Source organism: Devosia sp., assembly GCF_035944845.1.
Taxonomy (GTDB): domain Bacteria; phylum Pseudomonadota; class Alphaproteobacteria; order Rhizobiales; family Devosiaceae; genus Devosia_A.
On sequence record NZ_DASZAW010000014.1, the window covers coordinates 1 to 20,490 of the forward strand.

Sequence of the window (20,490 nt, forward strand, 5' to 3'; positions counted from 1 at the left end):
CCCCTGCTCGAAGGCCGTACGCGACGCGCTCGCCCCGACCCTCGACGAGCAGAGCCAGGTGGCGCTCAACTTCGTCGCCAATCTCGGCCCGCTGCTTGGCGCCCTGCCCCCGTCCCCGCCGGCCGCCGCCGGCGAGATCGATGCTTCGCTGTTCCGCACGCTCGGGCAGGAAGTGGGCTTTGGCGCCAAGTCCCCGGAACAGGCCGGTCCCGAGCTCGTCAAGGGCGCGACCGACATCCTGAACCGCGCGGCCTGACGTCATGACCGCGCCCGCCGTGGAGGCCGGAGTCCCCCATGCTGGGGGCGCGGTGTACCAATCGTGGTGGTCGAGGGTGTGGCAGAACCACGCCCCCGGCTACCTCTTCCTGATCCCCTGGCTGATCGGCTTTCTCGGCCTGACCATCGGGCCGATCATCACCTCGTTCTACCTGAGCTTCACCGATTTCGACCTGTTGACGCCGCCCGAATGGGTAGGTGCGGCCAACTACATCCGCATGTTCACGGCGGATCCGAAATTCATCGCCTCGATGCAGGTGACGCTGACCTTCGTCCTCTTCTCGGTGCCGCTGAAGCTCGCCTTCGCGCTCGGCGTGGCGCTGCTGCTCAACCGCGGCATGCGCGGCCTGCCGCTCTATCGCGCCCTGTTCTACCTGCCGAGCCTGCTCGGCGCCTCGGTGGCGATCGCCATTCTCTGGCGCCAGCTGTTTGCCGGCGACGGGCTGGTCAACGATTTCCTCTCGGTGTTCGGCATCCAGGGGCCGAGCTGGATTTCCAACCCGCGCTATTCGCTGTGGACGCTGATCGTGTTGTCGATCTGGCAGTTCGGCTCGCCGATGATCATCTTCCTCGCCGGTCTGAGGCAGATTCCGCAGGACATGTACGAGGCCGCCAGCCTCGATGGCGCCAGCCGCTGGCGGCAGTTCTGGAAGATCACCCTGCCGCTGCTCACCCCGGTGGTGTTCTTCAACGCCATTATCCAGACCATCGAAGCGTTCAAGAGCTTCACCCCGGCCTTCATCATTTCGGCCGGCACCGGCAACCCGATCAACTCGACGCTGTTCTACACGCTCTACCTCTACCAGGAAGCGTTCGGCTTCTTCCGCATGGGCTACGCCTCGGCGCTGGCCTGGTTCCTGCTGCTGCTGGTCGCCGGCTTCACCGCCTTCTCGTTCCTCACCAGCAAATACTGGGTGCACTATGATGATTGAGGCACCCGCGAGCTTCGCTGGCAGAAGTGCTCCCCTCCCCTCAGAGGGGAGGGAAGCAGGTCTGAGCCGTCCGACCCTGGGAGCCGTCCGATGACCGTCACCGCCCCCGCCCCGCGCCTGACCGTTGTCACCGAAGCCTCGCCGGCCAGGTTGCTGCGCAAACGCATCCTCAGCGTCGTCGCCCATGTGGCGCTGATCGGCGCCTCGATCCTGATGCTTTATCCGCTGCTGTGGATGCTCTCGGCGAGCTTCCGGCCGGAGAACGAGATCTTTTCGGGCACGCTGATCCCCAGCGAGTGGAGCCTCGACAGCTATTTCCGCGGTTGGAACGGCCTGCGCATCAGCTTCGGCACCTTCTTCTGGAACTCGCTGGTGATCTCGATCACCTGCGTGGTGGGCAACCTGATCGCCTGCTCGATGGCGGCCTTCGCCTTCGCCCGGCTGCGCTTCAAGGGGCGCAACTTCTGGTTCGCCATGATGTTGATGACGCTGATGCTGCCCGGCCAGGTGACGCTGATCCCGCAATATGTGCTGTTCCGCGAACTGGGCTGGGTCAACACCATCCTGCCGCTGGTGGCGCCCAAGTTCCTCGCCGTCGATGCCTTCTTCGTCTTCCTGATGGTGCAGTTCTTCCGCGGCATCCCCCGCGAGCTCGATGAAGCCGCCATGATGGACGGCTGCTCGGCCTGGCGCATCTACTGGAAGGTGATGCTGCCGCTCTCCACCCCGGTGCTGGCGACCGCCGCCATCTTCACCTTCATCTGGACCTGGGACGATTTCTTCGCCCCGCTGATCTACCTCAACGAGATGAAGCAATACACCGTCATGCTGGGGCTCAGGACCTTCACCGACTCGACCGGCGAAAGCGACTTCGGCGGCCTGTTCGCCATGAGCGTGCTCAGCCTCGTGCCGATCTTCCTGTTCTTCCTGTTCTTCCAGCGCCTGCTGATCGAAGGGATCGCGACGACGGGGATGAAACGGTGAGGGGGTTCGCTTCGGTGGCGCTGACTGAGAGAGACGGCCCCCTCCCATCCTCCCCCATAAAGGGGGAGGTGCCCCACCGGTGCTATTGGCACGATCGAGCCACAACCTCGACTCTTCACCTCCCCCTTTATGGGGGAGGCCGGGAGGGGGCCGTCTGCCGCGGTTCCTTCACCCCATGAGCACCCACCGCGAGAAGGAGTTACGCGCGAATTCTACCGGGCCCGAGCGCCGTATGTGGCGGCTGCTGCACCCGTTTCGCGCGGCGGGACATCACTTCCGTCGACAAGAGCAGATCGGGCCCTACTACGTCGACTTTGCCTGCCACGCGGCGCGCTTGGTAATCGAGGTCGACGGCGAGACGCACGGCCACACCCAGCAAGCCGACGCCTTGCGCGATGAGTTCCTGCGCTACGAGGGTTATGCCGTCCTGCGCTTCACCAATGACGATGTGCTGCAGAACGAAGATGGCGTGTTCACCGTCGTGAGCTCCGCGCTTGCCGGAAAGACACCCACCCGCAGCCCGAGACGGCCCCCTCCCGGCCTCCCCCATGCAGGGGGAGGTGAAGATGCGGCTCCGCCGCAATCAGCTCAACCTCAGCAGTAGTGACCATGCCCATCAAATTCGCCGCCATCGGCCTCAACCATTCCCATATCTACGGCCAGGTGAACTGCCTGCTGCGCGAGGGGGCGGAGCTTGTGGCTTTCCATTCGCCCGAGGATGATCTCGCGGCGCAGTTCAGCGAGAAGTTCCCGCAGGCCAGACGCGTTGCCGACCAGCGCGCCATCCTCGAAGACCCATCCATCGCATTGGTGCTGACCGCCGCCATTCTCTCCGAGCGCGCCGCCATCTCCATTGCGGCGATGCAGCACGGCAAGGATGTGATGAGTGACAAGCCGGGGATGACCAGCCTCGAGCAACTGGCCGAAATCAAGCGCGTCCAGGCCGAGACCGGGCGGATCTATTCGGTCTGCTATTCCGAGCATTTCGAGACCCGCTCGACGGTGAAGGCGGGCGAGCTGGTCCAGGCCGGCGCCATCGGCCAGGTGATCAACACCGTCGGGCTCGGGCCGCACGCCATTCGCAACAACCAGCGACCGGACTGGTTCTTCGACCGCAAGCGCTATGGCGGCATTCTCTGCGATATCGGCAGCCACCAGTGCGAGCAGTTCCTGTTCTTTTCCGGCACCGACACCAATGCCGAAGTGGTGTCGGCATCGGTGAACAACCGCGGCAACCCGGGCAAGCCTGGGCTGCAGGATGTCGGCGACATGCACCTGAGGACGCCTGCCACCACCGGCTATGTGCGGGTGGATTGGTTCACGCCGGCAGGGCTGCCGACCTGGGGCGACGGACGGCTTACCATCCTCGGCACCGAGGGCTATATCGAGTGCCGCAAATACATCGATATCGCCGGGCGGCCGGGGACCGATCACCTGTTCCTCGTCGACAGGAACGGCACCCAGCACATCGACTGCTCCGGCCAGGACCTGCCCTATGGCCGGCAGCTGATCGCGGACGTGTTGAACCGCACCGAGACGGCGATGCCGCAGGTGCGCGCCTTCAAGGCGATGGAACTGGCGCTGACGGCGCAGAAAATGGCTGAGATCGGGACGGTTTGGCAGCAATGAGCAGGGTTTACACGGTCGCCGTGGTCGGCGGCGGCATCGGCAAGAGCCACATCGTCGAAGGCTACGAGACCAACAAGGATCGCTTCAAGGTCATCGCCATCTGCGATCTCGACCCAGCGCGGCGCAATGGCCTCGCTGACCAGTTCGGCGTCGAGCGGCGGGTCGAGAAGTTCGACGACCTCCTGGCAATGGACGATCTCGACATCATCGATGTCTGCACTCCGCCGATGGTGCACTACCCGATGGTCACGGCAGCGCTGAAGGCGGGCAAGCACGTGATCTGCGAAAAGCCGCTGGTCGGCTCGCTCGCCGAGGTCGACGAGATCATCGAGCTGGAAAAGGTGAGCCGCGGCAAGCTGATGCCGGTGTTCCAGTATCGCTACGGCAACGGCATCGAGCAGGTGAAACGCATCATCGAGGCGGGCATTGCCGGCAAGCCCTATGTCGGCACCGTCGAGACGCTGTGGCGGCGCGGACCGGACTATTACACCGTGCCCTGGCGCGGCAAATGGAAAACCGAGCTCGGCGGCGTGCTGATGACCCACGCCATCCACCCGCATGACATCTTCACCTACCTGATGGGCGAGCCGAAAAGCCTGTTCGGTCGGGTGGCGACGCGGGTCAATGCGATCGAGGTGGAAGACTGCATTTCGGCGTCGCTGGAGATGGAATCGGGGGCACTCGCGAGCTTCACCGCGACGCTCGGCTCGGCCGACGAGATCAGCCGGATCCGGCTGGCCTTCGAGCACGTCACCTTCGAGAGCGACCACGAGGCCTACAACCCCGGCAAGCTCCCCTGGAAAATCCTGCCGCGCAACGACGAGACCAAGGCCAGGATCGACGCCCTGCTCGCCGACTGGCAGGATGTGCCGTCGCGGTTCCAGACCCAGATGCGCCGCTTCTGGGATGCGCTCGAAGGGCTGGGGCCGATGCCGGTGACCTCAAGGGACTCGCGCCGGGCGCTCGAGATCGTCACGGCATTCTACCACTCGTCCGAAACGCACGAGGAAGTGCAGTTCCCGGTGACCGCGGGCCATCCGAAATACCGCAGTTGGCTGCCGGAGGGGTTTAGATGACCACACGCTCGACCCGGTGGCTGTGCCCCACCACCCCTGTCCCCTCCCCGCAAGCGGGAGGGAGACGCTCACACTGGCGTAGGTGTTTTGGTTCCCCTCCCACCTGCGGGACAGGGGTGGGGGTCAGCTCGCATCGGCCCATAGGGAGTATCTGAGATGTCCACCAGCGTTGTGCTGCAGCAGGTCGAGAAGCGCTATGGCGATGTGGAGGTGATCCACGGGATCGACCTCACCATCGAGCCGGGCGAATTCACTGTGTTCGTCGGCCCCTCCGGCTGCGGAAAATCCACGCTGCTGCGAATGATCGCCGGGCTGGAGCCGATCTCGGGCGGCAGCCTGTTGATCGACGGCGAACGGATGAACGAGGTGCCGGCGGCCAGGCGCGGCATCGCCATGGTGTTCCAGAGCTACGCGCTCTACCCGCACATGTCGGTCTACCAGAACCTCGCCTTCGGGCTGGAGACGGCGCGGGTGCCGAAGCCGGAAATCCAGCAGCGGGTGCAGAAGGCGGCGGAAATCCTCCGCATCGAGCCGCTGCTCAAACGCAAGCCGAAACAACTCTCGGGCGGCCAGCGCCAGCGCGTCGCCATCGGCCGGGCGATCGTGCGCGAGCCGCGGATTTTCCTGTTCGACGAGCCGCTGAGTAACCTCGATGCGGAGCTGCGCGTGCAGATGCGGGTGGAGATCGCCAAGCTCCACAACGACCTCGGCAACACCATGATCTATGTGACCCACGACCAGGTCGAGGCGATGACCATGGCCGACAAGATCGTCGTGCTGCAGGCCGGCATCATCGAGCAGGTCGGTGCGCCGCTCGAACTCTACAATCACCCGCGCAACCGCTTCGTGGCTGGTTTCATCGGCTCACCCAAGATGAACTTCCTCGAGGCCAAGGTGGAAAGCGCCGATGGCGCCGGGGCCAAGCTCCGCGCCGGCGGCAGCGAGATCGTGGTCGATCGCCAGGTCGGCGCCGGCGACGCGGTGACCTTCGGCGTTCGCCCCGAGCATATCGGCATCACCGAAGGCTCGGGTGTGCAACTGGCCAATGTGAAGGTCGACCTGGTCGAGCAACTGGGCGGCCAGACCATGGTGTACGCAACCACCGCCGATGGCCAGCCGATGACCATCGCAGTGGACGGGCAACGGCAGGTGGAACTGGGCTCGATGCTCACGGCCTATGTCGATCCGGCGCGCTACCACGTGTTCGCGCGGGATGGGCGGGCGATTTAGGGTGGCTGACTTAGAAAGACGGCCCCCTCCCATCCTCCCCCATGAAGGGGGAGGTGCCCCGCTGGTTCAACTGGCACGATCGCAGACAGAGCCCCGACTTTTCATCTCCCCCTTTATGGGGGAGGCCGGGAGGGGGTCGTCTGCCTGTGGATGCTCCCTGCTTCAACGCTCTTCGATGCTGACGATGAGGTGCTGACGAGCAGCCTCCTCTTCCAGCCAACGCGCCAGGCGCCGCCGGTTTGCCTGCTTGATCCCGGTGATTAGGAGCTCCGACGTAGCGAGATCGACCTCATCAAGGTCGATCTCACCCCACTCGTTGTCGCGCAGCCGGCGAAAGACATCCTCGCCAAAGTTGCGAAGTCGATGAGCCATCGACTCGGCTTCCTCACCAGGGCTCGCGGTAAACCTGATCAAGATGGTCTCAGGCATCCTCAGTCCTACTGCCCCGCCAGCAACTCCGCGTTCCCCCCGCTCGCCGTCGTATCGATGCATACGTGCCGTTCGGTGATCAGCCGCTCGGCATCCGACGGCCGGGTGACCAGCGGGATGATCATCCCCTCGCGGCGCGATAGCGCCTGGCGCCATGGCCTGAGATCCGCATCGGTGCCGAAATGCATGATGGCGTCGACGTTGAGCCCGGCTTCGATCGCGGCGGGGCTCAGCTTCTTGTCCAGCCCGCCGATCGGCTCGCCATTGGCGCCCAGTGCTTCGGCGATCTTGGTGGCCCCAGGGGCGACGACCAGCACGCCGTTGCCCTGCTCGAGGGCGAGCGTTGCCTGCTGCAATGCGCTCTGCGTATCGGGCCCGAGGCAGAGCACCACGCCGCGCGGCCAGGTAAAGAGCGTGTTGGATTCGCCGGTCGGGCCGGGCAGCAGCTCCTGCGCCGGCTCGATCCCTACCCGCTCGATGCCGATCTTCACCTGGTCGACCGCCGCGATGGCAAAGCCGATGGAAAGACCGGAAAGCGGGTTGACCCCGGTGGAGGGTTCGAACGCTTCGGCCGGGCGCCAGAAGCGCTTCAGGTAGTTCGGCCCGCCGGCCTTCGGGCCGGTGCCCGAAAGCCCCTCGCCGCCGAAGGGCTGTGAGCCGACCACCGCGCCGATCTGGTTGCGGTTGACATAGATATTGCCGGCCCGCACCCGGTCGGAGAGCTCCTCCACCCGCCCGTCGATGCGGGTATGGAGCCCGAAAGTCAGCCCGAAGCCCGAGGCGTTGATCGCGGCGACCACCGCGTCGAGCTCTTCGGCCCTGAAGGTCGCGACATGCAGGACGGGGCCGAAGATTTCTTCCTTCATCTCGGCAATGCCCGAGACTTTCAGCACCGTCGGGGCGACGAACGTCCCCTGCTCCGGTGCGCTCAGCTGGTGCAGCACCGCGCCGCGGGCGGCGAACTCGGCGATATAGGCGTCCATCTTCGCCTTGGCCTTGTGATCGATCACCGGGCCGATATCGGTCGCCAGATCCCAGGGGTCGCCGAGCTTCAGCTCGTCCATCGCGCCATAGAGCATTTCGAGCGTTCGCTCGGCCGCATCTTCCTGCACATAGAGGATGCGGAGCGCCGAGCAGCGCTGCCCGGCCGACTGGAAGGCCGAGGCGAGGATGTCGCGCACTGCCTGTTCCGGCAAGGCGGTGGAATCGACGATCATGGCGTTGAGCCCGCCGGTCTCGGCGATGAGCGCCGCGCCCGCCGCGAGGTTATCGGCCATCTTCACGTCGATCGCCTTGGCGGTCGCCAGCGAACCGGTGAAGCAGACCCCATCGATACGCGGGTCGGAGGTGAGCGCCGTGCCGACCACCGCGCCCGAACCCGGCACCAGTTGCACCACGTCCTCGGGAATGCCGGCCTGCACCATCAGCCGCACGGCGAGCGCCGCGATCAGCGGCGTGGTCTCGGCGGGCTTGGCCAGCACCGTGTTGCCGGCAACCAGGGCCGCGGCGATCTGGCCGGTGAAGATGGCGAGCGGGAAATTCCACGGCGAGATGCAGGTGAACACCCCGAGCGGCTGGCGCGGTTCGCTCGCCTCCGCCTCGGCGGCGTAATAGCGCAGGAAGTCCACTGCTTCGCGCACTTCGCTCACCGCATCGGTGAGGGTTTTTCCCGCCTCGCGGGCGCAAAGCGCAAAGAACTCGGCGGCATTGTCCTCGTAGAGATCGGCCACCTGCCTCAGCAGCAGGGCGCGTTCGGCCACCGGGCGCGCCGCCCAGCCGGGCGCTGCGTCGCGCGCTGTGGCAATCGCCAGTTCCAGCGTCTCCGGCCCTGCCCCGATGGCGTCGCCAACCGGCTCGCCGGTGGCGGGGCTGAGAAGCGAAAACTGCTCGCCCTGGCTGCCCGCGACCAGCGAGGCCGGCACGGCATGCCAACGCTTCTCGCTCGCCCGGAAGCGTTCGCGATCGGTGAGGAGGTACTGTACGGCCAACGGATCGGTGAGGTCGTGCCCCCTCGAGTTGCGGCGGCGCGGCGCAAACAGCTCGGCCGGCGCGCGCACCTTGGCCACGGCGCTCGCCACCGCCTCGAACGGATCCTGCACCACGGCGGCGGCCGGCACGTCGCGATCGGCGATCATGTTGACGAACGAGCCATTGGCGCCGTTCTCCAGCAGGCGGCGGACCAGGTACGCGAGCAGGTCCGCATGCCGCCCGACCGGCGCATAGATGCGGGTGCGGGTGTGCTGTTCGTCGTGCAGGATATCGTGCAGCCGCTCGCCCATGCCATGCAGGCGCTGGAACTCGAACGCGTCATTGGAAACGCCCTGGCGCTCGGCCAGCTCCAGCACCGCAGCGACGGTGTGGGCGTTGTGTGTGGCAAATTGCGGGTAGATCCGCTCGGTCTTCGACAACAGCCGCCTGGCGTTGGCGATGTAGCTGACATCGGTGGCGGGCTTCCTGGTGAACACCGGAAAGCCCGAGAGGCCCAGGACCTGGGCGCGCTTGATCTCGCTGTCCCAATAAGCGCCCTTCACCAGCCGCACCATGATGCGACGGTCCAACTGCTCGGCGAGGGCCTCGAGCCAGTCGATGACGTGGCTGGCGCGCTGCCCATAGGCCTGCACCACGACGCCGAACCCGTCCCAGCCGGCAAGTCGTTCGTCGGCCAGCACCGCGGCGATCACATCAAGGCTGAGATCGAGCCGGTCGGCCTCTTCGGCGTCGATGTTGAAGCCCATATTGGCGCCGCGCGCCATCATGGCGAGGGCGAGCGTCCGCTCCACCAGCTCTTCCATCACCCGCTCGCGCTTCATGAATTCGTAGCGCGGATGCAGCGCCGAAAGTTTCACCGACACGCCAGGGTTGTCGCGTACGCTGCCGGCAGTGGAGCGCGTGGCGAGCACCGCAATCGCTTCGGCATAGGCGGCGCGATAACGCTTGGCATCGACCTCGGTGCGGGCCGCTTCGCCCAGCATGTCATAGGAATAGGTGAAACCGTCGCGTTCGGCCTTGCGCGCAATGCGGGTCGCTTCCTCGATGTCGCGCCCCAGCACGAACTGCGACCCCAGGATCTTCATCGCCTGCATCACGGCCGAGCGGATCACCGGCTCGCCGATGCGCTGCACGAAAGTCTTGATGGTGCCGGCAATCCCCGCCCCGCCCTCGCGCAGCACCGAGCCGGTGAGCGTCAACGCCAGGGTGGAGACGTTGACCAGCGCCGAGTTGGCGCGGTCGAGATGCTCGGCCCAGCGCGACGGCGCGATCTTGTCTTCGATCAGTTCGTCGATGGTGTGGTTGTCGGGCACCCGCAGCAGCGCCTCGGCAAGGCACATCAGCGCGATGCCCTCGTCGGTCGACAGCGAATATTCGGCGAGGAAGGATTCGAGCATGCCGCTCGACTGTGCGGCACGCACCTTTTCCACCAGCGTCAGCGCCCGCTGCCCGATGGCAGCGCGGTCGGCATCGCTCAGCGCCGCATCGGCAGTGAGCCGCGCAATCGTCTGAGCCTCGTCGGCAAGGATGGCGGCCCGAATGCGGCCGCGGAGTTCGTTGAGATCGCCCATTTATGCCCCCGTGCCTGAACTGTGGCACGCGTCGCTGATTTGTGTGGGGAAAATGTGATGGCGGCAACAGGAATTTTAGGAGGACTAAAAGTCGCGCTTAAGGGACGCTAAACGATGGAGCGAGGCCGCAATTGGCTCGACCTTGTCCGCGTCTAATATGCCTCGCGTAAACGGGGGAAGCAGATGTTCGGCAGGTTGCTGGCAGCGCTGCGAGGCGAGCAGCATGGCTCGGTCTTCGAGGCGGTGATAGCGAAACGGCAGCGCTTCGGCATGGAACTATCGGCCACGCTCTACTGTTATGCCGGCCGCACCTACATCGTCACCTCGGTGATGACGGCGCCGGGTGAACTGATGGTCGAGACCGGCAACCCCTCGGTGCTGCCGGTTGCGACGATCGACGCCGCAATCGGCGAGGCCGCGCTGTGGCACTTGGCGCAGATGGTGAAGCGCCGGCCATCCACACAGCGCGAGCGCAAGCTCACCGACTGGACCGTCTACCAGTTGAGCGGCGCCAAATCGGTGCGCGCCTTCACCAGCGCGTCCATTTCAGTGATGCTCGAAACCACTCCCACAGGCATCGCCCTCTCGGCCCGCGGGGCCCACATCGTCGAGGGCGAGCCGTGGGCAACGACAACCGCACCGCTCGACCCCGCCGCGTTGGGCGTGGCAATCCGCCAGGTCATCGCAGACGCCGAGGCAAGCGTCGCCTAAACGTCCCGACCGGCCGGGTAGCTTCCCAAGCTGGAGGGCACGATGGACCAACGCCCTCACTCCAGCGGGTTGTCGCCCTTCCACCAGGTCTTGAACGGGTTGGACCAGAGGATCGACTGGATGGTTTCTTCGCTCACCCGCGGCAGGCTGGTGCCTTCGACCTGCTTATTGATGTTGATCAGCCCGTCCGCCGATTCCGCCACGCCCGCGAACGGGAAATCGGTGCCGAAGAAGATCTTGTCGGCGGTGCGGTACTCTTCGGCCAGCACCAGCATGTTGTAATACTGCCAGGGCCGGTAGAAGAGCGCCGACTGTTCCAGCCACACATTGGGTTGCTTGCGCGCCACGACGATCGCCTCGTCGTACCAGGGGTGCCCCATATGGGCGAGGATCATGGTGAGGTCGGGGTATTTGAGCGCCACCGGCTCGACATGGATGGCGCGACCCAGTTCCACCGGCGCATTGCGGGCATAGGTGGTGCCCATGTGCATGGTCAGCGGAATGTTGTGCTTCTGCAGGTATTCGTAGACCGGCTCGAGCCGCGGGTCGGAAAGGTGCACGCCGTTATAGATCGGGCCGAACTTCACGCCCTTGAGGCCCAGATCCTCGATGGCGTGGTGCAGCATGTCCATATAGTCGGGGCGGCGTGGGTCGCAATAAGCGAAGCCGACGAACTTGTCGGGGTATTTCTTCACTGCCGCGGCGGTCAGCTCGTCATTGCCCTCGACGCCGATGGCGTCGGCATAGCGCAGCGTGAAGATGATCGCCTTCTCGACGTCCGCCATCGCCTTGTAGAGCGAATCCGCATCGGACTGGTGGCTGAGCTCGCCCTTCCGCACCCGGCCATGCAGCGTCCAGTAGAGCGGCAGGATGTGCTCTTCGTTGTAGATGTTGACGTGGCAGTCGCAATAGGCACGAGCAGTCATTCAAATATCCTCCAGACAATGTATGCGCCGCTGATCCCGCGGCGTCGGCAGTGCAATGGGCGTGCCGTCAGAACGAGACCTTGGACGGCGGCGTGCCGCTGCCGCCGACGAGAAAGTCGAAATCGACGCCCTTGTCGGCCTGCTGCACGTGATCGATGAAGAGCCGGCCATAGCCGCGCTCATAGGCCGGTTCCGGCGGCACGAACGCTGCCTGGCGCCGGGCAAACTCCTCGGCAGAGATTTCGAGCTCCAGCTTCCGCTGCGCACAATCGAGCACGATGAAATCGCCGGTCTTCACCAGCGCCAGCGGTCCACCCAGCGCCGATTCCGGCGCTACATGCAGCACCACGGTGCCGAACGCCGTGCCGCTCATCCGCGCATCCGAAACCCGCACCATGTCGGTGACGCCCTGCTCCAGCAGCTTCTTGGGCAGCGCCATGGTGCCGGCTTCGGGCATGCCGGGGTAGCCGCGCGGGCCGACATTCTTCAGCACCAGGATGCTGTCAGCATCGACATCGAGATCTGGATCGTCGATGCGGGCGCGCAGATCCTCGGCGTTCTCGAACACCATGGCCCGGCCGCGATGCTGCATCAGCCGCGGCGAGGCGGCCGACGGCTTGATGATGGCGCCATTGGGGGCAAGGTTGCCCTTCAGCACCATCATGCCGCCCTGAGGCGTCAGCGGCTTGTCGAGCGGGCGGATCACCTCGTCGTTCCAGCATTGGGCATCCGCGATGCGCTCGCCGATGGTGCCGCCTTCCACCGCGACGGCATCGAGGTTGATGAGGTGCGAAATCCGCTGCATCACCACCGGCAGCCCGCCGGCATCGAAGAACTCTTCCATCAGGAAGCGCCCCGAGGGCTTCAAATCGACGATGGTCGGCACGTCGCGGCCGAGCGCATCCCAATCCTCGAGCTTGAAATCGACGCCCAGCCGCCCGGCGAGCGCGAGCAGGTGCACCACCGCATTGGTCGAACCGCCGATTGCGCCATTGACCTTCACCGCGTTCTCGAACGCTGCCCGGGTCAGGATTTTCGAGATGGTAATGCTCTGCCGTACCAGTTCGACGGCGCGCTTGCCCGATTGCTCGGCTAGCACGGCGCGCCGGCTGTCCGGCGCCGGGATCGAGCCGTTCATGGCAAAGCCGATCCCCATGGCCTCGCCCAGCGACGCCATGGTCGAGGCCGTGCCCATGGTCATGCACGAGCCGGCCGAACGGCTCATCGCCGCCTCGGCCGCATCGAGGTCGGCCTTCGAGATCTTGCCGGTCCGGTACTCCTCGTCGAGCTTGAAGATGTCGGTGCCCGAACCGAGCACCCGGCCGCGGAAGCGGGCGTTGAGCATCGGCCCGCCCGACACCAGCACGGCGGGCACATCACAGCTCGCCGCCCCCATCAGCACCGCCGGCGTGGTCTTGTCGCAGCCGGCCAGCAGCACCACCCCGTCGATCGGGTTGGCGCGGATGGTTTCCTCGACATCCATGGCCACGAGGTTGCGGAACATCATGGTGGTCGGCCGCATCAGCGGCTCGCCGAGGCTGGTCACCGGGAACTCCAGCGGAAAACCGCCCGCCATCAGCACGCCGCGCTTCACGTGTTCGGCGAGTTCGCGCAGGTGCCGGTTGCAGTTGGTCAGTTCCGACCAGGTATTGCAGATGCCGATCACCGGCCGGCCATCGAGCAACTCGGGCGAGAACCCCTGGCTCTTCATCCAGCTGCGCGGCACGAAGCCATATTTGCCGGCCCGCGCAAACCATTCGGCGCTGCGATAGGCGCGTGGCTCGCCGGGCTTGGCGGCATTGGCTGGGGTGGTCTCAATGCTCATTTTCGACACGTATCCGTGCGGCTGTTTTGCCGTTGCGCAATGTAACGTTACATGGACAAACGACGTCAAGGGGCATTGTGTGGGGTACGACGATTGGGGGAGAGGGCGGGCGCACCGGTCTCTCTGCAATCCTCCCCCGCGGGGCGGGGGAGGGGGACCGCCGAAGGCGGTGGAGGGGGCGGCAAAACCCACAGTCGACTCTTGCTTCCCCCTCCAGCAGCTTCGCTGGTCCCCCTCCCCCGCCCCGCGGGGGAGGATTACCGCACCGCCGGTGCCTCTAGACCCGCGAAACCCGCCGCACCAGATCCTCCCGCTCGAACACCTCCGGCCTGAGCTCCGTCCCCAACCCCGGTCCGTCCATCGGATAGACGTAGCCCCCTTCGATGCGCGGCGTCGCCGTCACCAGGTCCTTGTACCAGCCATTGTAATAGGCCCTGACGCTCTCCTGGATCAGCGTGTTGGGCTGGCTGAACGAGGCATGGACGCCCGCGGCGAACGCCACAGGGCCGACGCAGTCATGCGCCGCGAACGGGCGGTGGTAGGTGTCGGCCAGCGCGGCGATCTTCCGTGCCTCGGTGAGCCCGCCGCACCAGCCGATATCGACCATCACCACGTGCGTCGCGTCGCGATCGAGCAGGTCCTTGTAGGGAAAGCGCGTCGCCAGCACTTCGCTGGCGCACACCGAAATCGGGGTCGAGCGGGCGAACTCGGCCAGCGCCTGCGGCGAATTCATGCGGATCGGATCCTCGAACCAGGTCGGCTGGTAGGGCTCCAGCGCCCGCGCGATCTGCTTGGCGGTCGGCAGGTTCCACAGGCTATGCAGCTCCACCATGATCTCGATACGATCGCCCACGGTCTTGCGGATCTTGTCGAACGGCTCGAGCGCCAGCTTCAACTGCTCGGTGGTGATGTAGCGGCCGTCATTCTCCATCGCCGGCGGATCGAACGGCCAGATCTTCATCGCCGTGATCCCCGACGCCAGGAGGTCCTCGGCCAGTTCGCCCGCCCGCTGCATGAAACCGTCGAGATCGGCATAGCGGGCATCGCCCTGCCCCGAGGCCCAGTTGTCCACCGGCCGGAAGTTGCGCGCCTGCGCATAACGCGGGTTGGCGCAGGTATTGTAGATGCGCAGCCGCTCGTGGCTCACGCCCCCCAGCATCTGGTGTACCGGCTGGTTGCAGGCCTTGCCGAACAGGTCCCACAGCGCAATGTCGGCCGCCGACGCGGCGCGCATCTCGGCGCCCGACGACGAGAACCCGAGCGCCGCATAGACCATCTCGCGGTTGATCGCCTCGATGGCGAGGGGGTCGCGGCCGAGCAGCTTGTGCGCCAGCACCTCGTGCACATGCGCCGTCACCGAGCCCGGCCCGAAGAACGTCTCCCCCAGCCCGACCAGGCCGGCATCAGTATGCACCCGCACCCAGATGACGTTCGAGAACTCCTCGGTATAGAGCGTCTCGACCTCGGTTATCCGCATTCCTGTTCCCTCCCTGGTGCGCCGAGAAGCCGGTCAGCCGGCCCTTCCCGACGAAAATTCCCACACCCTCTTGACGATCCCGCCTGAAGCTGACTGAATACCTTTAACGATACATGTCGACCACGATACAGGTCAGGATCGGAAACGCAAGTCGTTGAGGCGATGCGCGTTCCACCCCTTCAGCGAAGGGGGCCGGTCCTCGCGTTGACGCACGTCTATTTTCAGGAGGGACTGATAATGGGTAACAGGAAGCATCTTCTCTTCAGCTCGGCACTGACGCTGGGCCTTTTCGCCAGTTTCGGCGCGATGGCAGAGGAGCGGTTCAGCTGCCCGCAGCAGGGCGGCGACCTGGTGGTCGGGCTCGAAGCCGCGGCCGGCACGCTCGACCAGCAGACGGCCACCTCGTCGGCGACGCGCAACATCGCCATGAACATCTTCGAAGCGCTGATCATCCGCGACGAGAACATGCGGCCCGTGCCCGATCTCGCGGATGCGATCGAGACCAGCGCCGACGGGCTGAACTACACCTTCAAGCTGCGCCAGGGGGTGAAGTTCCACAACGGCAAGCCGATGACCTCAGCCGATGTCGTCGCCTCGTTCGATCGCTACAAGACGGTCGGCGTCAGCCGCTCGATCCTCGAAGCGGTGGCCGGCTGGTCGGCCCCCGACGATGCGACCTTCGTCATCACGCTCAAGGCGCCGCAGCCGAACTTCCTCGAGAACCTCTCCTCGTCGACTGCTCCCGTCGTCATCATGCCGGCGGAAGAAGCCGGCAAAGCGGCGGGGCAGATCGATGTCATCGGCACCGGCCCGTTCAAGCTCGGCGAGTTCGTGCCCGACAGCCATGTCCGGCTCGACCGCTACGCCGACTACACCCCGGGCACGACGTTGAGCGGGCTCAGCGGTTTTGCCGGCTACAAGCAGGCCTGCGTCGATACCGTCACCTTCCGCATGCTCACCGAAACCGCCGCCCGCATGGCGGCGCTCGAAACCGGCGAAGTCCACATCGTCGAATCGGTGCCGGCGATCTCGATGGATCGCCTCGCCGCGGTCGAAGGGGTCAAGCTGCTGACGCTCGAGGCCTATGGGCTCAATATCGGTTACCCGAACTGGTCGGCGCCGCCCACCGACAACCTCAAGGTGCGGCAGGCGATGCTCGCGGCGCTCAACATGGATGAGATCATGGAGGCGTCGACCGACGGCGTCTACAAGCTCAACCCGAGCCTGCAATTCCCCGGCACCGCCTATTTCTCCGAAGCCGGCGGCGAGCTCTACAACCAGGCCAATATCGAAAAGGCCAAGGCGCTGCTGGCCGAGGCCGGCTACAACAACGAGCCGGTCGTCTTGCTGACCACCCAGCAGATCACCACCATGTACAACACCGCGCTGGTGATGCAGGCGCAGTTGCAGGCTGCCGGCTTCAATGCCGAACTGAAGGTGTTCGACTGGCCGACCGCACTCGCCACCAGCGAGAAGGAAACCACCGGCTGGAACTTCTTTTTCACCCACTGGACCGGCTCGGCCGCCCAGGGTGGCGCGACGACGCTGCGCAACCTCGCGGCGCCGGCCAACATCTACAAGCCAGAGGACCCGGCGGGTGACCCCGACTACAACGCCGCGTTCCAGCGCGTACAGGGTGGCGCCACCATCGAGGAGCGGGCCGCCGGCTTCGCCGATGCACAGAAGGTGGTGTTCGAGCACGTACTCGCCATCCCGTTCGGCGTGATGTCGAACGTCCAGGGCACCCGCTCGAACGTGAAGGGCTTCACCCCGTTCTACAACACGCGGGTCTCGAACGTCTGGCTCGAGAACTGATCGGTTGGGGGCGGGTGGTTCACCCGTCCCCCTCCACCGGCCTCTCCGTGATCCTCCCCCGCGTGGCGGGGGAGGATCAGGAGAGGCCGGCGGCTTATTCTTATCCGAGGGCCTGCCCCAGATGTTCGGCTACATCATCTCCCGCCTGCTGCAGGCGATCCCGATCCTGATCCTCGTCAGCCTGATCGCCTTCGGCATCATCTACCTGATCCCCGGCGATGCGGCCGTTGTGATCGGCGGGCCATCCGCCACCCCCGAGGAACTCGCCCAGATCCGGCAGAATCTTGGCCTCGACCAGCCGCTGTATATCCAGATCCTCACCTTCTACATCCACCTGTTCCAGGGCGATCTCGGCCGTTCGCTGACCCTCGGCATTCCGGTGGTCGATGCGCTGCTCGCCCGCTCGCCCATCACCATCGGCATCGCCATCTATTCGCTCGTCCTCACCATCCTGATCGGGCTCGGCACCGGCATGCTGGCGGCGCTCAACCACAATCGCTGGATCGACCAGGCAGCCACCCTCTTCGCGCTGCTCGGCGTATCACTGCCCAATTTCTGGCTGGCGCTGGTGATGATCGTGCTGTTCTCGGTGCATCTCGGCTGGCTGCCCACCGGCGGCTATGTGCCGTTCACCACCGATCCCGTAGGCTGGCTGCGCTCGGCCACCCTTCCCGCCGTGGCGCTCGCCCTGATGCAGGCGGGGCTCCTGACGCGCATCACCCGCTCCACCATGCTCGAAGTCTTGAACCAGGATTATATCCGCACCGCCCGCGCCAAGGGACTGCCGGAATGGATCGTGGTCGGCCGGCACGCCCTCGCCAATGTCATGATGCCGATCGTCACCATGATCGGCCTCGTGCTCTCGGTGCTGCTCTCGGGCTCGATCGTCATCGAAACCATCTTCGGCGTTCCGGGGATCGGCTCGCTCCTCGGCAGCGCCATCTCCAATCGCGACTATCCGATGATCCAGGGCGGCCTGCTGTTCGTCACCACCGCCCTGCTGCTGCTCAACATCGTGATCGACCTGCTCTACACCAGCCTCGATCCCCGAATCCGGGTCCGGGGGCGCTGAGATGACCGACATCATCCACGAACCGTCGCGGCTGGCGCTCGCCCTCGATACCACTCGCTACTGGCTCAGGCGCCTCGCCGCCAACAAGTCGTTCCTCCTCGGCGCCATCCTCTTCGGCAGCATCTGCCTCGTTACCGTGCTGGCTCCGCTGATCACCAGCGTCGACCCCAACGCGCTGTCGGTCCGCAACCGTTTCAAGCCGCCATCCGAGGTCTATCTGTTCGGCACCGACAATCTCGGCCGCGACATGCTTTCCCGCGTGCTCAACGGCGCCCGGCTCAGCCTCGGCATCGGCTTTGCCGTGGTGATCCTCAATGCGGTGTTCGGCGTGCTGCTCGGCGCCATTGCCGGCTATTATCGCCGGCTCGACGACCTCTTGATGCGCATCGCCGACGCGCTGATGGCCTTCCCCGCCGTGCTGCTCGCCATCGGCATCGCCGCGGCGCTCGGGCCCTCGGCGGCGACCGCCATCATCGCCCTCGCCGTGGTCTATATCCCACGCACCGCCCGCGTCGTCCGCGCTTCGATCCTCGTCGCACGCGAACTCGATTACGTGCAGGCAGCGCGGGCGGCAGGCGCCCGCGACGGGCGGATTCTCTGGCACCACATCATGCCCAACTGCATGGCGCCGCTGATCGTGCAGCTGAGCTTCGTCTTCGCCTATGCCGTGCTGTCGGAAGCGGTGCTGAGCTTTCTCGGCCTCAGCGCCCCGCCCACCGTGCCGAGCTGGGGCGTCTTGATCGCCGAAGGCCGCACCTATCTGCGCGAAGCGGCCTGGCTCACCGTCATCCCCGGCATCGCCATCGCCACCACCGTGCTCGGCCTCAACCTGCTCGGCGACGGCCTGCGCGATGTGCTCGACCCGCGGATGAAAGTAGAACAATGACCGCAGCCCCCCTGCTCAGCGTCCGCGACCTGACCGTGTCGTTCAACAGCCGCTTCACCGCGGTACGCGAAGCCAGTTTCGATATCCATCCCGGCGAGCTGGTCGGCGTCGTCGGCGAAAGCGGCTCGGGCAAGAGCGTCAGTGCGCTGGCCGTGATGGGCCTGCTGCCCCCCACCGCCAGCGTCACCGGCTCCATCCACTTCGAGGGTCGCAACCTCCTCGCCCTGCCCCGCCGCGAACTGCGCAAGCTCCGCGGCCGCGATATCGGCATCATCTTCCAGGAGCCGATGACCTCGCTGAACCCGGTCTTCACCATCGGCGACCAGATCGCCGAGGCGATCCGCGTGCATTCGCCGATGAGCAAGAAGGCGGCCTGGGACCGCGCCACCGAGCTGCTCGAAAAGGTCGGCGTGCCGGCTCCGCGCCGGCGCTTGCTCGATTACCCGCACCAGCTCTCGGGCGGCCTCCGGCAGCGCGTGATGATTGCCATCGCCCTGTCGTCGTCGCCAAAACTGCTGATCGCCGACGAGCCGACCACCGCGCTCGACGTCACCATCCAGGCGCAATTGCTCGACCTGTTGAACCAGCTGCGGCAGGATTTCGGCACCGCCATCCTGCTGATCACCCACAATATGGGCGTCATGGCCGAGGTCGCCGACCGCGTCGTGGTGATGTATGCGAGCCGCATCGTCGAACAGGCGGGGATCTTCGACCTGTTCGACCGGCCGCAGCACCCCTACACCTCGGGCCTCCTCGGCAGCACCCCGGAGCTGGACGGCGAGGCGCGCCGCCTCCGCACCATTGCCGGCGCCATGCCCAACCCGGCCGAGCTGCCGCCCGGCTGCCTGTTTGCGCCGCGCTGCCCCAAGGCGATCGCCGCCTGCCTCGACCTGCAGCCGCCGCTCCTCCCGATCACTCCCCTCCAGAGCGCCGCCTGCATCCGGGCGCCAGGGCTCATCTCGGAGGGCGCGCGATGACCACTCCCCTGCTGTCGGTCGAGGGCCTCTCCAAGGAGTTTCCGGTGGCCGGCGACAACTGGCTCGCCCCCAGACAAACCTTGCGGGCGGTGCAATCGGTATCGTTCAAACTCGGCAGCCGCCAGACCCTAGGCCTCGTCGGCGAGAGCGGCTGCGGCAAATCCACCACCGGCCGGCTGATCCTGCAATTGATCGAGCCGACAGCCGGCAGCGTGCGCTTCAACGGCCGCGACCTCGCGACGATGCCCAAAGAAGAGCTGCGGCAGCTGCGCAGCTCCATGCAGATCATCTTCCAGGATCCGCAGGCCTCGCTCAATCCGCGCCACCGGGTCGAGGACCTGATCCTCGAGCCGCTTTACGCCCAGGGCGAAAAGCCCGGCGCCAAACTCAGCAACTATGCCGGCGAGCTGCTCGACAAGGTCGGCCTGTCGCGCCGGCACCTGAGCCGCTTCTCGCACGAGTTCTCCGGCGGCCAGCGCCAGCGCATCGGCATCGCCCGCGCCATTGCTTCGAAACCGCAGCTGATCGTCTGCGACGAGGCGGTGTCGGCGCTCGATGTCTCGGTGCAGGCGCAGGTCATCAACCTCTTGCAGGATCTGCAGGACGAGCTGGGGCTGAGCTACCTGTTCATCGGCCACGACCTCGCCGTGGTGCGCCACATCGCCGATACCATGGCCATCATGTA

Annotated in this window: 16 protein-coding genes and 2 pseudogenes; 13 read left to right on the top strand and 5 right to left on the bottom strand. The window is 65.7% G+C overall.

Annotated elements, in window-relative coordinates; all coding sequences use genetic code 11:
- From VGV07_RS02165 to VGV07_RS02195, 7 genes and pseudogenes are all read left to right on the top strand, one after another.
- A pseudogene (locus VGV07_RS02165) lies at positions 1 to 256 on the top strand (ABC transporter ATP-binding protein); the annotation flags it as partial.
- Positions 257 to 260: 4 nt separating this feature from the next.
- Positions 261 to 1,208 carry a sugar ABC transporter permease gene (locus tag VGV07_RS02170; RefSeq protein WP_326867045.1) on the top strand — a complete coding sequence of 316 codons (948 nt, stop codon included), beginning with the start codon at positions 261 to 263 and terminating at the stop codon, positions 1,206 to 1,208.
- A gap of 90 nt (positions 1,209 to 1,298) precedes the next feature.
- Positions 1,299 to 2,192: a carbohydrate ABC transporter permease gene (locus VGV07_RS02175; protein WP_414649901.1), complete on the top strand. Its 894-nt coding sequence runs from the start codon at positions 1,299 to 1,301 to the stop codon at positions 2,190 to 2,192.
- Positions 2,193 to 2,367: 175 nt separating this feature from the next.
- Positions 2,368 to 2,796: an endonuclease domain-containing protein gene (locus VGV07_RS02180; protein ID WP_326867046.1), complete on the top strand. Its 429-nt coding sequence runs from the start codon at positions 2,368 to 2,370 to the stop codon at positions 2,794 to 2,796.
- A 5-nt stretch (positions 2,797 to 2,801) separates the two neighbouring features.
- A complete protein-coding gene (locus VGV07_RS02185; RefSeq protein WP_326867047.1) occupies positions 2,802 to 3,821 on the top strand; it encodes a Gfo/Idh/MocA family oxidoreductase in 1,020 nt (339 codons plus the stop codon).
- Positions 3,818 to 4,897 (top strand): Gfo/Idh/MocA family oxidoreductase, encoded by a 1,080-nt coding sequence (locus VGV07_RS02190; protein WP_326867048.1) that lies wholly within the window; start codon positions 3,818 to 3,820, stop codon positions 4,895 to 4,897. Before VGV07_RS02185 ends, VGV07_RS02190 begins: the two co-directional genes overlap by 4 nt.
- A 156-nt stretch (positions 4,898 to 5,053) precedes the next feature.
- Positions 5,054 to 6,127: a sn-glycerol-3-phosphate ABC transporter ATP-binding protein UgpC gene (locus tag VGV07_RS02195; protein ID WP_326867049.1), complete on the top strand. Its 1,074-nt coding sequence runs from the start codon at positions 5,054 to 5,056 to the stop codon at positions 6,125 to 6,127.
- A 162-nt stretch (positions 6,128 to 6,289) separates the two neighbouring features.
- On the opposite strand, the gene VGV07_RS02200 is transcribed toward VGV07_RS02195, so the two are convergent.
- Both VGV07_RS02200 and putA read right to left on the bottom strand, forming a co-directional pair.
- Positions 6,290 to 6,556: a hypothetical protein gene (locus VGV07_RS02200; protein WP_326867050.1), complete on the bottom strand. Its 267-nt coding sequence runs from the start codon at positions 6,554 to 6,556 to the stop codon at positions 6,290 to 6,292.
- Between the two features lie 8 nt (positions 6,557 to 6,564).
- On the bottom strand, positions 6,565 to 10,116 hold the full coding sequence (gene putA / locus VGV07_RS02205) for a bifunctional proline dehydrogenase/L-glutamate gamma-semialdehyde dehydrogenase PutA (protein ID WP_326867051.1): 3,552 nt from the start codon (positions 10,114 to 10,116) through the stop codon (positions 6,565 to 6,567).
- Positions 10,117 to 10,299: 183 nt separating this feature from the next.
- Here putA and VGV07_RS02210 point away from each other — a divergent pair, with 183 nt between their 5' ends.
- Positions 10,300 to 10,827 carry a hypothetical protein gene (locus VGV07_RS02210; RefSeq protein ID WP_326867052.1) on the top strand — a complete coding sequence of 176 codons (528 nt, stop codon included), beginning with the start codon at positions 10,300 to 10,302 and terminating at the stop codon, positions 10,825 to 10,827.
- 56 nt (positions 10,828 to 10,883) lie between these two features.
- Here VGV07_RS02210 and VGV07_RS02215 read toward each other — a convergent pair whose 3' ends face one another.
- The 3 genes from VGV07_RS02215 to VGV07_RS02225 form a co-directional block, all read right to left on the bottom strand.
- Positions 10,884 to 11,753, bottom strand: a complete 870-nt coding sequence (locus tag VGV07_RS02215; protein WP_326867053.1) for an amidohydrolase family protein — start codon at positions 11,751 to 11,753, stop codon at positions 10,884 to 10,886.
- Between the two features lie 67 nt (positions 11,754 to 11,820).
- Positions 11,821 to 13,578, bottom strand: coding sequence for an IlvD/Edd family dehydratase (locus VGV07_RS02220; protein WP_326867054.1), 1,758 nt, complete (start codon positions 13,576 to 13,578; stop codon positions 11,821 to 11,823).
- Positions 13,579 to 13,855: 277 nt separating this feature from the next.
- Complete coding sequence (locus tag VGV07_RS02225) at positions 13,856 to 15,055, bottom strand: mandelate racemase/muconate lactonizing enzyme family protein (RefSeq protein WP_326867055.1); 1,200 nt, start codon at positions 15,053 to 15,055, stop codon at positions 13,856 to 13,858.
- Between the two features lie 237 nt (positions 15,056 to 15,292).
- Here VGV07_RS02225 and VGV07_RS02230 point away from each other — a divergent pair, with 237 nt between their 5' ends.
- The 5 genes and pseudogenes from VGV07_RS02230 to VGV07_RS27355 form a co-directional block, all read left to right on the top strand.
- Positions 15,293 to 16,870, top strand: a complete 1,578-nt coding sequence (locus VGV07_RS02230; RefSeq protein WP_326867056.1) for an ABC transporter substrate-binding protein — start codon at positions 15,293 to 15,295, stop codon at positions 16,868 to 16,870.
- Between the two features lie 121 nt (positions 16,871 to 16,991).
- Positions 16,992 to 17,942, top strand: coding sequence for an ABC transporter permease (locus tag VGV07_RS02235; RefSeq protein ID WP_326867057.1), 951 nt, complete (start codon positions 16,992 to 16,994; stop codon positions 17,940 to 17,942).
- A 1-nt stretch (position 17,943) separates the two neighbouring features.
- Positions 17,944 to 18,828 carry an ABC transporter permease gene (locus VGV07_RS02240; protein WP_326867058.1) on the top strand — a complete coding sequence of 295 codons (885 nt, stop codon included), beginning with the start codon at positions 17,944 to 17,946 and terminating at the stop codon, positions 18,826 to 18,828.
- A complete protein-coding gene (locus VGV07_RS02245) occupies positions 18,825 to 19,805 on the top strand; it encodes an ABC transporter ATP-binding protein (RefSeq protein WP_326867059.1) in 981 nt (326 codons plus the stop codon). The genes VGV07_RS02240 and VGV07_RS02245 overlap by 4 nt, the downstream gene beginning before the upstream one ends.
- A pseudogene (locus VGV07_RS27355) lies at positions 19,802 to 20,338 on the top strand (ATP-binding cassette domain-containing protein); the annotation flags it as partial. The gene VGV07_RS02245 and the pseudogene VGV07_RS27355, both read left to right, overlap by 4 nt.
- Positions 20,339 to 20,490: the final 152 nt, after the last annotated feature.

Bases quoted from the DNA above. Each gene is read 5' to 3' on its own strand.
- VGV07_RS02170 (WP_326867045.1), top strand. From the start codon at position 261: ATGACCGCGCCCGCCGTGGAGGCCGGAGTCCCCCATGCTGGGGGCGCG.
- VGV07_RS02175 (WP_414649901.1), top strand. From the start codon at position 1,299: ATGACCGTCACCGCCCCCGCCCCGCGCCTGACCGTTGTCACCGAAGCC.
- VGV07_RS02180 (WP_326867046.1), top strand. From the start codon at position 2,368: ATGAGCACCCACCGCGAGAAGGAGTTACGCGCGAATTCTACCGGGCCC.
- VGV07_RS02185 (WP_326867047.1), top strand. From the start codon at position 2,802: ATGCCCATCAAATTCGCCGCCATCGGCCTCAACCATTCCCATATCTAC.
- VGV07_RS02190 (WP_326867048.1), top strand. From the start codon at position 3,818: ATGAGCAGGGTTTACACGGTCGCCGTGGTCGGCGGCGGCATCGGCAAG.
- VGV07_RS02195 (WP_326867049.1), top strand. From the start codon at position 5,054: ATGTCCACCAGCGTTGTGCTGCAGCAGGTCGAGAAGCGCTATGGCGAT.
- VGV07_RS02200 (WP_326867050.1), bottom strand. From the start codon at position 6,556: ATGCCTGAGACCATCTTGATCAGGTTTACCGCGAGCCCTGGTGAGGAA.
- putA (WP_326867051.1), bottom strand. From the start codon at position 10,116: ATGGGCGATCTCAACGAACTCCGCGGCCGCATTCGGGCCGCCATCCTT.
- VGV07_RS02210 (WP_326867052.1), top strand. From the start codon at position 10,300: ATGTTCGGCAGGTTGCTGGCAGCGCTGCGAGGCGAGCAGCATGGCTCG.
- VGV07_RS02215 (WP_326867053.1), bottom strand. From the start codon at position 11,753: ATGACTGCTCGTGCCTATTGCGACTGCCACGTCAACATCTACAACGAA.
- VGV07_RS02220 (WP_326867054.1), bottom strand. From the start codon at position 13,578: ATGAGCATTGAGACCACCCCAGCCAATGCCGCCAAGCCCGGCGAGCCA.
- VGV07_RS02225 (WP_326867055.1), bottom strand. From the start codon at position 15,055: ATGCGGATAACCGAGGTCGAGACGCTCTATACCGAGGAGTTCTCGAAC.
- VGV07_RS02230 (WP_326867056.1), top strand. From the start codon at position 15,293: ATGGGTAACAGGAAGCATCTTCTCTTCAGCTCGGCACTGACGCTGGGC.
- VGV07_RS02235 (WP_326867057.1), top strand. From the start codon at position 16,992: ATGTTCGGCTACATCATCTCCCGCCTGCTGCAGGCGATCCCGATCCTG.
- VGV07_RS02240 (WP_326867058.1), top strand. From the start codon at position 17,944: ATGACCGACATCATCCACGAACCGTCGCGGCTGGCGCTCGCCCTCGAT.
- VGV07_RS02245 (WP_326867059.1), top strand. From the start codon at position 18,825: ATGACCGCAGCCCCCCTGCTCAGCGTCCGCGACCTGACCGTGTCGTTC.